14 protein-coding genes are annotated in these 15,738 nt (G+C 41.1%); 8 read left to right on the forward strand and 6 right to left on the reverse strand.

Going from position 1 to position 15,738, the window contains the following annotated elements; translation table 11 throughout:
- Positions 1–115: 115 nt before the first annotated feature.
- On the reverse strand, positions 116–1,096 hold the full coding sequence (locus ACH3Z1_RS07995) for a cation diffusion facilitator family transporter (protein ID WP_490821363.1): 981 nt from the start codon (positions 1,094–1,096) through the stop codon (positions 116–118).
- A 112-nt stretch (positions 1,097–1,208) separates the two neighbouring features.
- Here ACH3Z1_RS07995 and ACH3Z1_RS08000 point away from each other — a divergent pair, with 112 nt between their 5' ends.
- On the forward strand, positions 1,209–4,475 hold the full coding sequence (locus ACH3Z1_RS08000; protein WP_490821364.1) for an amidohydrolase family protein: 3,267 nt from the start codon (positions 1,209–1,211) through the stop codon (positions 4,473–4,475).
- Between the two features lie 23 nt (positions 4,476–4,498).
- Positions 4,499–5,065 carry a hypothetical protein gene (locus tag ACH3Z1_RS08005; protein ID WP_490821365.1) on the forward strand — a complete coding sequence of 189 codons (567 nt, stop codon included), beginning with the start codon at positions 4,499–4,501 and terminating at the stop codon, positions 5,063–5,065.
- Positions 5,066–5,101: 36 nt separating this feature from the next.
- On the opposite strand, the gene ACH3Z1_RS08010 is transcribed toward ACH3Z1_RS08005, so the two are convergent.
- The 3 genes from ACH3Z1_RS08010 to ACH3Z1_RS08020 are packed head-to-tail and all read right to left on the reverse strand — an operon-like array spanning position 5,102 to position 7,779.
- Positions 5,102–5,512 carry an OsmC family protein gene (locus tag ACH3Z1_RS08010; protein ID WP_490821366.1) on the reverse strand — a complete coding sequence of 137 codons (411 nt, stop codon included), beginning with the start codon at positions 5,510–5,512 and terminating at the stop codon, positions 5,102–5,104.
- Between the two features lie 55 nt (positions 5,513–5,567).
- Positions 5,568–6,290 carry a Fe-Mn family superoxide dismutase gene (locus tag ACH3Z1_RS08015; protein WP_490821367.1) on the reverse strand — a complete coding sequence of 241 codons (723 nt, stop codon included), beginning with the start codon at positions 6,288–6,290 and terminating at the stop codon, positions 5,568–5,570.
- Between the two features lie 43 nt (positions 6,291–6,333).
- Entirely contained in the window at positions 6,334–7,779 is a 1,446-nt protein-coding gene (locus ACH3Z1_RS08020; protein WP_490821368.1) for an LptF/LptG family permease, read from the reverse strand.
- Between the two features lie 122 nt (positions 7,780–7,901).
- Between ACH3Z1_RS08020 and ACH3Z1_RS08025 the strand changes: the two genes are divergently transcribed.
- Positions 7,902–8,522, forward strand: a complete 621-nt coding sequence (locus ACH3Z1_RS08025) for a hypothetical protein (RefSeq protein ID WP_490821369.1) — start codon at positions 7,902–7,904, stop codon at positions 8,520–8,522.
- On the opposite strand, the gene ACH3Z1_RS08030 is transcribed toward ACH3Z1_RS08025, so the two are convergent.
- Positions 8,504–8,887 (reverse strand): START-like domain-containing protein, encoded by a 384-nt coding sequence (locus ACH3Z1_RS08030; protein ID WP_490821370.1) that lies wholly within the window; start codon positions 8,885–8,887, stop codon positions 8,504–8,506. The two genes, ACH3Z1_RS08025 and ACH3Z1_RS08030, sit on opposite strands and share 19 nt — an antisense overlap.
- 299 nt (positions 8,888–9,186) lie before the next feature.
- Between ACH3Z1_RS08030 and ACH3Z1_RS08035 the strand changes: the two genes are divergently transcribed.
- The 5 genes from ACH3Z1_RS08035 to rimM all read left to right on the forward strand — a co-directional run bounded on the left by ACH3Z1_RS08035 (position 9,187) and on the right by rimM (position 14,992).
- Entirely contained in the window at positions 9,187–10,053 is an 867-nt protein-coding gene (locus ACH3Z1_RS08035; RefSeq protein ID WP_490821371.1) for a sigma-70 family RNA polymerase sigma factor, read from the forward strand.
- An 86-nt stretch (positions 10,054–10,139) separates the two neighbouring features.
- Positions 10,140–11,462 (forward strand): signal recognition particle protein, encoded by a 1,323-nt coding sequence (gene ffh / locus ACH3Z1_RS08040; protein WP_490821372.1) that lies wholly within the window; start codon positions 10,140–10,142, stop codon positions 11,460–11,462.
- Positions 11,463–11,522: 60 nt separating this feature from the next.
- Positions 11,523–13,730, forward strand: coding sequence for a T9SS type B sorting domain-containing protein (locus ACH3Z1_RS08045; RefSeq protein ID WP_490821373.1), 2,208 nt, complete (start codon positions 11,523–11,525; stop codon positions 13,728–13,730).
- Positions 13,731–13,839: 109 nt separating this feature from the next.
- Positions 13,840–14,304 (forward strand): 30S ribosomal protein S16, encoded by a 465-nt coding sequence (rpsP, locus tag ACH3Z1_RS08050; protein ID WP_490821374.1) that lies wholly within the window; start codon positions 13,840–13,842, stop codon positions 14,302–14,304.
- Between the two features lie 163 nt (positions 14,305–14,467).
- Positions 14,468–14,992, forward strand: a complete 525-nt coding sequence (gene rimM / locus ACH3Z1_RS08055) for a ribosome maturation factor RimM (RefSeq protein WP_490821375.1) — start codon at positions 14,468–14,470, stop codon at positions 14,990–14,992.
- 39 nt (positions 14,993–15,031) lie between these two features.
- On the opposite strand, the gene ACH3Z1_RS08060 is transcribed toward rimM, so the two are convergent.
- The gene (locus tag ACH3Z1_RS08060; RefSeq protein ID WP_490821376.1) at positions 15,032–15,658 is read right to left on the reverse strand and encodes a DinB family protein; all 627 of its coding nucleotides are present in this window, start codon (positions 15,656–15,658) and stop codon (positions 15,032–15,034) included.
- Between the last annotated feature and the right edge of the window lie 80 nt (positions 15,659–15,738).

Raw genomic sequence — 15,738 nt, forward strand, 5'->3', positions numbered from 1 at the left:
CAATTTAGGATAACCTTTGAACAGTTATTCTTTTTACCCAATGAAGCACTGATTTTAACTTAGTTAGACAGGATTAAATGTTGATAAATTGCATTTTACAGCATAATGAAATGTTTTATAACTGGTGTTTCTTATCAGAAATAATGTTTTCCAGGGTCCAGGTCATTTTTTGTTCAAAAAGCTGTTGTCGCTCACGGCATTCTTTATTACATATCCGACAGCTAAAGGGCAGGCATCCATCTGTATGTACAAACAATTCAATGGCATCGCCAAATTCCTGTTTAATCAATGCCGATAGGTCATCTATTTCTTTATGGGCTTCGTGGATATTAAGATACCAGGGTACGGTAAGGTGACAATCTACATGTAACAAACTGCCATATTTTATTACGCGAAGATTATGAAGATCAATCCAGTTTTCTTTACGGTGATGATTCAGCACCTGAATAAAACGACCCAGTAATTCGGTATCGGCCTCATCCATAATACCAGCCAGTGATGAACGGATGATTTTATAACCATTGTAAATAATGAGCACACTCATACCAAAAGCAATCAGTTTGTCGAGCCAGTATAATTGTGTAACCAGTATAATTATTAAGCCTGCAATAATGCCAAGCGTTGAATAAGTGTCTACCTGCAAATGTTTACCACTGGCCTGTAAAGCAAGTGAGTTGTTCTTTTTTCCTATTCGTAGGCAGATGGTTCCCGCTGCAAAATTTATAACTGCGGTAGCTCCTATCAGCCATAGTCCGGTATCTAACTGGTGAACAGGCTCATTCCGGAGGATATTCGCCACTGTTTCATATATGATCATGATACCTGCCGCAACAATCAATCCTCCTTCAACGGCTGCAGAAACAAATTCTGCTTTTCCATGTCCATAAGGATGCTCAAAATCTTTCGGTTTTGCAGCCACATACAAACTGTATAATCCTATAAAACCTGCTATTACATTTACAATGCTTTCCAGTGCATCTGATAGAATGGCCAGTGAATGGGTAAAATAATAAGCAATTATTTTGGCAAGGAATAACACAACACTCAGGAGACTGATCCATAACTGTACCCTGAAATTTTGTCTTGCTGTGGTCAAGTGCGGTATTTTCATAAAGATACTTGACTGTTTACAGATACCCAACCCGGAATTTTATTCCTGCTGCTGGTAAATTTTATCTTTAGTATCTTCCAACATTAAACCATTAACTATGCTTAGATCCATATTAATGTCGGCAGCTTTGTTATCTGTAGTTGTTGTTCAGGCACAGGACAAACCAGCCGCCAAATGGGATGTCAATAATCCTCCCGGCCCCGTTAAGGAAATTAGTTTTACGGTGAATGAAGGAACCTGGATGAATCTAGATGTTTCTCCAGACGGGAAAGAAATTGTATTTGATCTGTTGGGTGATATTTATACCATGCCAATCGGTGGTGGTACAGCAAAACTGTTACGTGGAGGTCATGCATTTGAAGTGCAGCCAAGGTATAGCCCCGATGGCAGTAAAATTTTATACACTTCCGATGCAGGCGGTGGAGACAATATTTGGGTCATGCAACGAGATGGCAGTAATCCTGTACAGATTACCAAAGAAACATTTCGCTTATTGAATAATGCCGCATGGATGCCGGGTGGTGAATACATTGTTGCACGTAAACATTTTACATCTACCCGCTCATTGGGTGCAGGTGAAATGTGGATGTATCATATCAGTGGTGGTGGCGGTTTGCAATTAACTGTTCGTAAAAACGATCAGCAGGATGTGAATGAACCCGTAGTGTCGCCCGATGGCAGGTATGTTTATTTCAGTGAGGATATGTATCCGGGTGGACAATTCCAATACAATAAAGATCCCAACAACCAGATTTTTGTCATACGCAGACTCGATAGGGAAACAGGTCGTATTGATAATGTAACGGGTGGCCCCGGTGGCGCTGTTCGTCCGCAATTATCGCATGATGGCAAAACACTGGCATTTATCAAACGGGTGAGAACAAAATCTGTTTTGTACCTGCGTAAACTGGAAACAGGTGAAGAATGGCCAGTATACGAAGATCTGTCAAAAGACCAACAGGAAGCATGGTCCATTTTTGGTTTATATACCGGTTTTAACTGGATGCCCAATGATCAGGAGATTGTGATCTGGAGTCGGGGTAAAATTGTTCGTATTAATGTAAATGAGGCGAATAAATCGATTGATATCCCTTTCACCGTTCAAGTGAAACAGAAAATCGTGGAAGCAGTTCGTTTTCAACAAAACCTGAATCCTGAAACTTTTCAGGCTAACGTCATCCGTCATGCAGTTACATCGCCCAATGGTAAATGGCTTGTGTTTAATGCAGTAGGTTATTTATGGAAAAAAGAATTGCCCAATGGCAAAGCTATCCGTATTACCAGTGGAACTGATTTTGAATACGAACCCTCTTTTTCACCCGATGGCAACAGTATCGTTTATACCACATGGAATGATGAAAACAGTGGAGCCATTTACAGTATTGGTTTAAACGGAGGAAGTGCCCGGAAACTAACGCCGGCAAAAGGAATTTACCGGCAACCTTCTTTTTCGCCTGATGGGAAATGGATTTTATTCCGTAAAGAAAATGGCAGCGATGCAATGGGCCCCGCATTTACAGCAGTGACGGGTACATTTATGATGCAGGCAGACGGAACTGCTGAAAAGCTGGTAACACAACGTGGCGACCAGCCTCGCTTCAATGGCAATGGCACACGTATTTATTATACATTGGGTGGTGGAATGAACAGGCAGTTTGCGAGCTGCGATTTATCGGGTAATGATGAAAGAATTCATTTGAGAAGTACTTATGGAAGTCAGTTTACTGTATCCCCCGATGATAAATGGATATCATTTATTGATCTGCATGAAGTATATGTAGCTTCATTTCCTTTAACAGGTAAAACAGTAGATATCAGCGCTAATACAAAAGATTTCCCTGTTCGTATTGTTTCAAAAGATGCGGGTATTAACCTGCATTGGGCAGCCGATAGTAAAATGCTGTATTACACTTTAGGTAATCAGTATTTTAGTATACCATTACAAGACAGGTTTGCATTTATCGCCAATAAATCTGAAGCCGATTTTAAAATACCTGAAAAAGGAATCGATATCCAGGTCGAAGTAGTAACCGATAAACCAACAGGTACGATTGCTTTCACCAATGCCAGTATCATAACCATGAAAGGGGATGAAGTTATTACAGGCGGAACAATAGTAGTGGAAAACAATCTCATCAAACAAATTGGCAAAGCGGCAACAGTAAAAGTACCGGCAGGCGCAAAAGTGATTGATTGTAAAGGTAAAACCATCATGCCTGGTTTTATTGATGCACATGCCCATGGAAACCATTTCCGTTCTGGTATGTCGCCACAAAAACACTGGCCTTATTATACCAATATGGCATATGGTGTAACTGCTATGCATGATCCATCGGCTAATAGTGAAATGGTTTTTGCGCAAAGTGAAATGGTAAAAGCAGGGGTAATGACTGGTCCGCGCGTATTCTCTACAGGAACTATTTTATATGGTGCCGATGGCGATATGAAAGCGGTGGTTAATTCAATTGATGATGCGCGTAGTGCTTTGCGCAGAACAAAAGCATTCGGTGCTTTCTCTGTAAAGAGTTATAACCAACCCCGCCGCGAACAAAGACAAATGATTATACAGGCAGCAAGAGAACTGGGTATGGAAGTAGTGCCTGAAGGTGGTTCTTTCTTCTTTCATAATATGACAATGGTAATGGATGGACATACAACCATTGAGCATAATATTCCTGTTGCGCCTTTATACAGCGACGTGATTAATCTCTGGAAAGAATCAAAAACAGCTTATACACCCACGCTTATTGTAAACTATGCTGGTGTAAGCGGTGAATACTACTGGTACCAACATACCAATGTATGGGAGAAAGAAAGATTACTTCGTTTTACACCCCGCACCGTGATAGATACCCGCAGCCGTCATAGAACGATGTTACCGGAGGAAGAGTATAAAAATGGACATATACTCACTTCAGAAAGTGCCAAAAAACTCAACGACAATGGCGTGAACGTAAACATCGGCGCACATGGGCAGATACAGGGTATTGGGGTACATTGGGAAATATGGATGATGCAACAGGGAGGGATGAGTAACCTGCAGGCATTGAAAACAGCAACCATTAATCCTGCACAAAGCCTTGGATTGGATAAGTGGATTGGTTCACTGGAAGTAGGTAAACTGGCCGATATGATTGTATTAGATAAAAGTCCACTGGAAAATATCCGCAACACCGAATCGGTAAAATATACGATGGTGAACGGAAGATTATACGAGTCTGATACCATGAATGAAATAGGCAATGCCAATAAACCCAGAACCAAATTTTATTGGGAGCAAATTAAAAATGCAGCAGTATTCAGTTTCCCCTGGGCAGCAGAGGCATCCACAGAAACAGAAACCTGTTCCTGTGGCAAACACTAATATGCTGTGGCAATTAATAAAATATGAAAAGATCTGTTTTCTATATCTTGTTTACGTTCCTTGCAGTTCATGTCAAAGCACAATCCGGACAAGAACTCTTTTGGAACGAATTAAAAAAACTCTGTGGTAAATCGTTCGAAGGAAAAGTAGTAGTTGCTCCACCCAACGATACGGCATTTGCCAATAAAAAATTACAGATGCATGTGAGGGCTTGTGAAGAAGAAAAAATTCGCATCCCTTTTCATGTGGGTACGAATTATTCCCGTACATGGGTGTTGACGAAAAAAGCGGATCGTTTGCTGTTGAAACATGACCACAGACATGAAGATGGCAGTCCTGATAGAATAACTATGTATGGGGGCTTGTCTACCAATAGCGGCACCAGCAGTATGCAGATTTTTCCGGCTGATCAGGAAACGGTAAATCTTTTACCAAGAGCAGCAAATAATGTCTGGTGGATCAACCTCGTGCCCGGTAAATCTTTTACGTATAACCTGCGGGTCATAGGTTCAGACCGGCAATTCAGCATAGAATTTGACTTAACGAAAGAAAGACCAACAGCACCGGCACCATGGGGCTGGAAAGAGTAAAAGAAAAGGTCTTGTTTGCTAACAAGACCTTTTCTTTTATATCAACTCAACTTTGTAGTTAATGGGACAATGTTTCCCGAGCATGGCAGATATGCCACAATATTTTTCGTGTGATAAACTCACGGCTCTGTTCAATTTATCAATATTGTCGGCCGATATATCGGAGCGATAGACCATGTCAATAAACTTAAAAACTTTTGGATGGTCATCTGTTTGTTCTGCTGATGCTTCAATTTCGAGTTTGGTAAAGGGTACTTTCATTTTATGTAGAATGTCCACCACATCAATACCACTGCAACCACATAAAGAACCCAGTAACATTTTTTTTGGGTTCATGCCGGTACCCGAACCTCCATTCTCAACGGTTGTATCAATACGTACTGTCTGACCTGTATCTGCAGTAACATCAAATGCTAATGTCTGCACCCAACTTGTTGTAACTTTCATTGTATTCTTTTTTCTTTAAAAATATTATCCTGACTTACGGACTTTCGGACTTGCCCTATTTATTCATTCTTGCGGCTACCACATCCCAGTTTACTAGATTCCACCAGCTATTGATATAATCTGGTCTTCTGTTCTGGTACTTAAGATAGTATGCATGTTCCCAAACATCAAGTCCTAATAAAGGTTTGCCCCATGTTTCGCTTACATCCATTAAAGGGTTGTCCTGGTTAGGTGTTGATACAATGGTAAGTGCATTATCGCTGTTAATGATGAGCCATGCCCATCCGCTTCCGAAACGTGCTTTGGCAGCATCTGCAAACTGAGTTTTGAATGCATCGAATGAACCAAAGGCCTGGATGATGGAATTGCCGAGTTGGCCTGAAGGAGTAGCTGATCCACCTGGTTTCATGGTTTGCCAGAACATTTCATGGTTATAATGTCCACCTGCATTATTTCGCATCTTCGCAGAATACTTCGAAATATTACGCAGCACCGATTCCAGTGTTTTGCTGGCGGTATTAACCCCTTCGGCTGTACAGGCTTCACCTAAACTTTTGGCATACGCCGCTGCATGTTTGCTGTAATGTATTTCCATCGTGAGCGCATCTATAGATGGCTCAAGTGCATTGTACATATAGGGTAGTGCCTGTTGCTGGAATTCATTGGTTGCTGTAACACCTGCACGCAAAACCGATGGCAGCGTTGCAGCTAGCCCAATAGCCAATCCTGCTTTACCCGATGTTTTCACAAAATTTCGACGTGACGATTGATGGCTCATGTGATACAGTTTTTATTGATGAATATAGGAGAAAGTTCATAGTCTATGGTCTATGATCTCCTTTCCTAAAATTATTCCAAATCTTACGGAACCGTGTAAAAGTTCTGTAATAAAATTCCTGGTTAAAGAGCTGAGAATCGCGCATCGCTTTAAAAGTAAGAAATGCACCAATGGGTATCAGTATCAATGTCGATAACCACATGCCTTCCATCGGTGAAGCCTGACCCGAGCGAACGAATTTCTCACCAAATGTGTTGAATAAGTGAAATAAAACAAAGAAGATGATGGCAAAGACAAGTGGAGTACCTAATCCTCCCTTCCTGATAATAGAACCCAGCGGAGCACCAATCAGGAACAAAACAATACAGGCAACAGAAAGAGTGAATTTTCTGTGCCATTCAATTTCATGGTACCGCAATGACTTATATTTTTCTTCATAATCAGAAGCCAGAAAACCCATATTACCCTTGATGCTGGTAATTTGTCCGAATGTACCGTCAATAATACTTTCTCTCAGAGAATCCGGTAATAAGGCATCAAAAGTTTTGGCTGTTTTAATCGAAGCTGTATCTGTTTTTATCCACCCTGTATCATTTGCATAACGTGCAAAACGAACATAGGGTGTTATTTCGGAATGGGCTTTTCTGGTGTAAAATGTATCAATATGTTCGAGTGAATCAATCGCCGAATTCAACTGCCGGAGACTCAGCATTTTTGGATCATAAAAGGCACTGTCGCCAGACTTGTTCATCTGAAAACTTTTCAGATCGAATACTTTTTTATATTCTTTAAAACCTAACCGGATGAATTCTGTATTGGTAGTGCCTCTGGGTCCTCTTTCTTCAAAGCGCCAGCCATTTTTCAGAATAAATTCAAGAAATTTTTTGTCAGGGGTAATACGCATGATGCCTGATTGCGCCATGAGCATATTATCCTGCAGGCCATAATTTTTTTCAAATAGAACGATATCATGTATTACGCTGTCGTTTTTTTCTTTTTTACCCAGCTTAATTACGTAACCATCAAGTTTGTCGTAAAAAACACCCTCTTTAATATCAATCGCCGGTTTGGAAACGATGATATCATATTTCAATGAAGCTAATTTTAGCTGAGTAACGGGGATGATATTATTCGAGAACAAAAAAGCCAGGCCACTAAGAAAAATGGTGATGATAAACAAGGGGCGCATAAAACGCAATAATGGAATACCAGATGCTTTGATGGCTACCAGCTCAAAACTTTCACCCAGGTTACCGAAAGTCATAATAGAGGAAAATAGTAATGCCAGTGGTAAAGCCATCGGAACCCAGAACAACATCACAAGTCCCACCAGTTTCATCACCGTAAAAAAGTCAAGCCCTTTACCTACCAGGTCATCAATATACAACCAGAAAAACTGCATGGTGAGTACAAACAAAGAAATAGCAAAAGCAGCCAGGAAAGGGCCGATAAAAGAACGGATGATGAGTATGTCTAGTTTTTTGAGCATTGAATAGCGTGAATGGTGAATCGTGAATGGTCAATGTTCAAAAAAAAGTGAGTTTGAATGATTGGAATAAAATGCTATTCATCATTCACGATTCACCATTCACGTTTACCTATCTTTAATCCATGTTACCCGCAAAACTAACACTTTCAGCAGAGGAAAGATTACTGATAATGGATACCCGCTTTATTTTAACAAAGAATGAGGTGCTGAAAAAAGTGGAATTACTGTTGGGCGAACTGAGTGAAAGGATCAGGCAAAGGGTTGTTGAACTTGGATTGAATGATGTGTCATTGTTTGTCCTTACTCCGAAAATAGCCAGAGGCGAACAATACCAAAACCTGCCATGGGTAATGATGGATTATCCCCGCATTTTTACTAAAGCAGATACCTGTGCCATCCGCTGTTTTTTCTGGTGGGGTCATTACTGGACCATCACACTACAATTGGCAGGTGTTTACCTTGATCAATACAAACAACCGGTTGAAACATTTGTGCAGGAACATGTAAGCGATGAAAACTGGTATTTATCTGTTGGAGAAGATCCATGGCAACATCAACTGGAGCCCACAACTTATACACCGGCCGTTTCAGTGGATCAAACATACTGGTTGCAGGACAGGTCTTTTCTAAAGCTGGTAAAAAAAATCCCACTGGAACAGTGGGATGATCTACTTCCATTACTGGAAAATGATATTGTTGATTTATTGAGCATCCTGAAAATGCATCAGGCACCCAGTCTGTGAAACAACTCTTTCACCTGGTATTCCCATAACTGGCTCTGGTCTTTGATTTCATTTTTCTCCGCGTAATCCTTGATCACTAAAATGGTCTGATTGGATATCTCGGTTTTCTCTATGCGAAACTCAAAATATTCATTCTTTTCACTGTGCAACCAATGAAAGCGGATAAACTTATCCTGTTCCTGATCCAGGATAGAGGCTTTATCGGGAGTGCCGCCATTCCATGAAAAACTATATACACCTTCCCATTCATCTACTTTATCTGCAAACCATTCCTGAAGACCTGCTGGTGTAGCCAGAAACTCAAAAAGAATGGCTGGGGAACATCTCACTGGAAACTCTAACGTAAATAACTGCTTTTTACTCATTACTATCTTTTAACTACCGTCAATCGTAAGGCTGCAATAATATTAAATAATCTATACCCTCCAAATGTTTTTTTAGTGAAGGATCGTGTTTTCTGGCAGGTATTTTTGAACAAAGTATTTAGTAGAGTATAAGTTGTTGTTTTTCAGCAAGTTGTGTCGAATGTTTTTTTTGATGGAATATGAAAAATGCTTAAATTGCTGTAAAGACAGGAATAGACGCCAGCGCAGGAGAGATCAGCCTTCATCTCAGTTTAATCAAACAACCCTAACATACAACCAAAACTGTTTCCAACATGAGTATGCGTCAACTCAAAATCACGAAATCGATCACGAACCGTGAATCGCAGAGTCTGGAGAAATACCTGCAGGAAATTGGTAAAGTAGACCTCATCAGTCCGGAAGAAGAAGTGCAACTGGCCATGCGAATTCGTCAGGGAGACCAGCGTTCATTGGACCGATTGGTAAAATCGAACCTTCGCTTTGTGGTTTCTGTAGCCAAACAATACCAGAACCAAGGCTTAACATTACCCGATCTGATTAATGAAGGAAACCTGGGTCTGATAAAAGCCGCATTACGTTTTGATGAAACAAGGGGTTTTAAATTTATTTCATATGCGGTATGGTGGATCAGACAAAGCATTTTACAAGCTTTAGCCGAACAGAGCCGTATTGTAAGACTTCCATTAAATAAAGTAGGACTCACCAACCGTATCAGCAAAGCCTATCAGTTACTGGAGCAGGAATTTGAACGCGAACCAACAGCACAGGAGCTGGCCGATCTACTGGAACTGAGTATCGAAGAGGTATCTGCTACCATGAGTGTAGGTTTTCGACATGTGAGTATGGATACGCCCTTGTCGGATGGAGAAGACGGCACCCTGATGGATGTAATGGAAAATCCCAATGCGGAAAAAACAGACGAAAATCTCGTGCATTATGAATCACTGCGGCTCGAAATAGAAAGAAGCCTGAAAACATTAACGGAAAGGCAAAAAGATGTGCTTTGTTATTTCTTTGGTATCGGGGTAGATAATCCGCTGAGCCTGGAAGATATTGGTGAACGATTTAATCTGACCCGTGAAAGGGTTCGGCAGATCAAGGATAAGGCTATTACCAAACTGAGAAGTACCAGCAGGTGCAAACACCTGAAAGTGTATCTCGGTTAAACAAATCCGTACTATATTTGCAACGCTTAAAGTGAACCTCAGATTGGTTCACTTTTTTATTGGTGAATGACCCGAAATAGTGAATTATGTTTCAGAATCTCTCGGAAAAATTAGAATCAGCGTTTAAAAACCTCAAAGGGGAGTCGCGTATTAATGACCTTAATATTGCGAATACGGTAAAAGATATCCGTCGTGCATTGATTGATGCCGATGTGAACTTTAAAATAGCCAAAGAATTTACCGACAAGGTAAAAGATAAAGCGGTTGGAGAGAAAGTCATCAATGCCATCAGCCCGGGGCAACTCATGGTAAAAATTGTGCAGGATGAGTTAACGGAATTGATGGGCGGAACAGAAGCCGCTTTCAATATTACCGGTAACCCTGCCGTTATCCTGATTGCCGGTTTACAGGGTAGTGGTAAAACAACTTTTACCGGAAAACTGGCCAATTACCTTAAAACCAAAAAAGGAAAATCGCCTTTACTGGTTGCAGCAGACATTTACAGGCCTGCGGCAATTGACCAGTTAACCGTATTAGCAGAACAGGTAGGCGTAGATATTTACAGCGAGCGTGAGAATAAAGATGCTGTTGCCATTGCCTTGAATGCTATAAAAGAGGCCAAAGCAAAAAATAAAAATGTAGTCATCATCGATACCGCCGGCCGTCTGGCCATTGATGAGGCGATGATGAAAGAAGTAGCCGATATCAAAGCTGCTGTTAGTCCTACAGAGATATTATTTGTGGTAGATTCAATGACGGGTCAGGATGCGGTGAATACAGCCAAGGCATTCAATGATCGTCTCGATTTTTCCGGCGTGGTATTAACCAAACTTGATGGCGATACAAGAGGTGGTGCTGCATTATCCATTAAATACACGGTTAACAAGCCCATTAAATTTGTCAGCAGCGGAGAGAAGCTCGATACACTTGATATTTTCTATCCGGAAAGGATGGCGCAGCGTATCCTGGGGATGGGTGATATTACCACGCTCGTGGAAAAAGCACAGGCCCAGTACGATGAAGTGCAGGCAAAAAAACTGGAGAAAAAAATTCGGAAGAACCAATTCGATTTTCAGGATTTTCTTGATCAGTTACAGCAGATCAAAAAAATGGGTAACCTGAAAGACCTGATGGGTATGATACCGGGTGTAGGTAAAGCCATTAAAGATGTAGATATCAATGATGATGCATTCAAAGGTATTGAAGCGATGATCAGCTCTATGACTCCCTATGAAAGAGCCAATCCTGATAGCCTCACCCCCAGCCGGAAACAACGGATTGCAAAAGGAAGTGGGAAAGATATTACGGAAATCAATGCTTTCATGAAGCAGTTTGAACAAATGAAACAGATGATGAAGATGATGAACAATATGCCCATGGGAGGAAGACTTCCGGGTATGCGCCGATAAATTATCCGGCCCATACAACATTCTTCATTTGCGTGGTGTCATAACCTCACACAAGATCGTATGCGGCTACTGGTTTTTATATCCCTTTTATTGATCAGCTTATCCAGCCATTACCGTGTAAATGGACAAAGCGCCATATTGGTAGCTTCCGACGGCAAGTTTTACGATTTTGATATTGTAAACGGAGCCTGTGTCACCAAGGAAAAAACCAATTTCTGTAACCTGAATGTACCCGGGTTTTCTGTTGCTCAATACAAGAACAAAGTGTATTATAGTAATGCTGGTGGAGCTTTGTATGAAACCGACATCCAGAATCCGGCACTTTGCAGATCTATGGGAATTACAGCAACCGGTAATGCAATGACTTCCGATAAAAATGGCACTTTGTACTGGGTATCAGGGAATATATTGTATCGGCTACCAAATGGATGGGCCAATCCTGAAATGTTGGGTACACTTCCTTTTACGGCAGCCGGGGACCTTATTTTCTTTGGAGATAAATTATTACTTGCGGCAAATCCGAATCAATCGAGTCCCAATTTCAGTCTGGTAGAGGTAAATATTGCTTCTCCGGCAAACAGCACTATCTACATGGAAACACCAGGATATGCATTTTGGGGAATTATGAATATTTCAAGTGGGTGTAATGAAAATAAAGTATATGCTATTTCAAATAGTTTAACAGGTACAGGCAGTGATATTGTGGCATTGGATATTGTAAACAAAAAAGTGTTGGGCATCTTTTGTACCGTTGGTTTTCAGGTATTCGATGCAGCAAGTGTTACAGAAACCGGTGAGTTAAAAGGCATCAATATCAACAACATCAGCATCAAACCACAATGTGCCAATTCAGGTTTGGGTGAAGTATCTGTTGCTGCCACCAGCGCCACGGGATCAGCAAAACTTTTCTTTTCATACAATAATAATCCTGCAACGGAAACTGCGGTATTTTCTAATCTCCCAACAGGTAACTATCCGATAAAAGTGACAAGTTCTGAAGGCTGTTCAAAAGATACTTTCGCTGTGGTGCCTTATGTAGACAGGATACAGGTAAGTATGACAACATTGCCCGATACCTGTGGTGCCTTGAAGGGTTCGGTATCTATCAGTAATATCAGCAATCATGCAGGTATGCGTTTTTCTGTTGAGAATGCAGCTTATGTTGCAGGAAATGTATTTAATAACTTAAGCGCGGGTACTAAATCATTAAAAGTGATTGAAACCAATGGCTGTATACTCGATACCAGTTTTGTGGTAGGTACTTTTCAACCACCGATGCCTGTTACCTCTCTGAATATTACCGGTGCCAATTGCGCCAATGCAGATGGATCAATTACGATTAATTATCAGGGAGGAGTTAATATTCAGGGTGCCAGAATTAATGGTGGAGCCATTCAAAATTCTAATCAGTTTACCAATTTATTGGCAGGTACTCACCAGTTGCAGATTATTACTTCAAGCTGTATTTATGATACAACAGTAACAGTTCCACTTCAAACCACAGTGCCCCCGGTGGTTTCTTATCTCAGTAATTCTCCCGATTGTGGAACCAAAGCAAACGGGTCCTTGCAAATCAATCTTACAGGAACAGTTGCACCATATACCTACAGTTTCAATAACTCAGCTTATACCAACATTACGAGTTACCAGAACCTTGCGGCAGGTAATTATCCTGTTGCTGTAAAAGATGCACAGGGATGCATTTTTACGGGAACTGCAACCATTCAACCATATGTAGCCAAACCTGTAAATGTGCAATGGAGTATGATACCGGCAGATTGCTGGCAGGGGGGAGGAAAACTGACCGTTACCGTTATTGGTACCGAAGCACCCTATTTTTACCGTATTAACCAACAGGCATACCAGGCTGGACAGCAGGCTTCAGGATTGGCTCCTGGAAATTATATGGCCCTCATCAGCAATGGAAACAATTGTTTGATTGATTCGACACCCGTAACCATTACCGAGCAGAATATGCCCGGGGTGGTTTGTGATACAGTATACGTTCCATCAGGGTTTACCCCGAACGGAGATGGAAAAAATGATATATTAAAACCAACAGCCAGTACAGCCATTAACAATTTCATTTTCAGGGTCTACAACAGGGCCGGGCAGGTGATTTTTGAAACCAGCCAGCCCCAGTCAGGCTGGAATGGCCGTTTTAAAGCGGTAGATCAGCCACAAGGCACTTATGTCTGGACCTTCACTTATACTGGTCCGGGCGGACGTACGAAAGTATTCAGAGGTACGGTTGTATTGATACGGTAACACTATCTTAACTTTTCTATCTGTGATAGCTTTGGAATTATAGGTCTAAACACTTATTTTTGCCGCCTGATTCACCCTATTTATTAACGCCTATAAATTTCTATTTAACATGGCAGTAAAAATGAGATTACAGAGACACGGCAGCAAAAAACGTCCGTTCTACTTTATCGTAGTGGCCGATGGCCGTGCTCCAAGGGATGGTAAGTTCATCCAAAAGATCGGAACTTACAATCCGCTGACTGTTCCAGCAACTATCCAGTTAGACCGTCAAAAAGCCCTGGAGTGGTTGAATAAAGGTGCTCAACCCACCGATACAGTTCGCCGAATCCTCTCTTTCAAGGGAGTGTTGTACCTGAAACACCTGTTAAGAGGTGTGAAACTGGGTCTGTTTGATGATGCAACAGCTATGACCAAATTCCAGGCATGGCATAATGAGCATGAAGCAAATATTACCCGTCGTAATGAAGAGCACAGAAAAAACCAGCGTGCAAAAAGAGTTTATACACCTGTTGTAAAAAAGGTGGAAGCTAAAGCTGAAGAATCTGCTCCCGCTGAAGGAACTACCGAAGCTTAATCACGATGAGTTCAACATACTCCAAAGAAGCCCCGATAGCAATGTCGGGGCTTTCTAATTTATGGAAGATGTCAGATGGCGGATCTCAGATTTAAATACATTACCAATATAAATCTGAGATCTGCCATCTGACATCCTCAAATCCCTACCTTATTTTTGCAACATGGAATCATACATTCACATAGGTCGTATAGTAGCAAGTTTTGGATTGAAAGGTGAAGTGATCGTACAACACGCACTTGGAAAAAAAACTGCATTGAAAGATGTGAAAGTGTTATTTGTAGAAGAACAGAAAGGATCATACCTGCCTTATTTTATCGAAAGCTCCAAAGCAAAAGACAATGATGAAATGTATGTGAAACTCGAAGGAGTGAATACAAAAGAATCTGCCGCAAGAATAAGCACACGCAACGTGTGGTTAAAAGATGCGGATTTCCGTAAACTCGCCGGTAAATCATCACCTATTTCATTGTTAGGTTATACTGTCATTACAGATGAAGATGAAAACCTGGGTCCGGTTGAAGAAGTAATTGAACAACCCCACCAGGTTTTATTAAAACTAATGCTCGATGGTAACGAAGCATTGATACCATTACATGAAGAGACCCTTGATGGTATTGATCATGAGAAAAAAGAAATTCATGTGGTTTTGCCCGATGGACTATTGGATATTTACAGAGAAGGGTAATAACAAATAGTCCATAGACCATGGTCCATGGACTTTAAACTATACTACCAGCTTCTTCAGATCAAATTCAAGAATACTTGCCCCGGTTGCTACATCGGCCGCTTTTAAGGCTCTTTCTGCCTGGAGAATATGCCTGTACTGGTGAGCAATAAAAAACAGGAAAGTATCACCCAGCTTCAGTTTTACCAGCTTTGAAATAGAAATAGCACAGGTGGCTTTGTTCAGATCAATGGCTTGTGCCACATCGAGTAATTGTAATAGTTTTTCCTGCTGCTCAATAAATTCTGCGATTACTTTATAGCTGTCTGCATTGCTGATCGGGTAATGATTTTTGGGTGATGACATTTTCTTTCCAACCTTACCATCTGTGCCGGGCATCATCAGTTTAGTAAAATAATTACCCAGCCAACCCGATTTGAAATGTGTGGAAGCAACCCATCCTTTTTCTTTTGCCTGATGGATGGCTTTTTCCATTTCAGGTAAATAAAAACGACCATAACTATTGAGGTGCTCTAGGCATTGTGTGGCACTCCATTTTTCGGGAGCCACTTTGTATCCAAACTGGCTATGTCTGATCATCTGCCACTCGCTGATGGCTTTGTTTAAAAAAGATTCTGTTTGTTCCTGTAATTCAACCAGGAGTTTGTTTGATAAATAGGTAGGCATTTTGCTTTGTTTTTGTTACAGCAAAGCTGCAACGACATGTCGACCAAAATCTTGGCCTGCGCCAAGATTTTAGTGAATGG

Source organism: Sediminibacterium sp. FW305-C-49 (assembly GCF_058231085.1).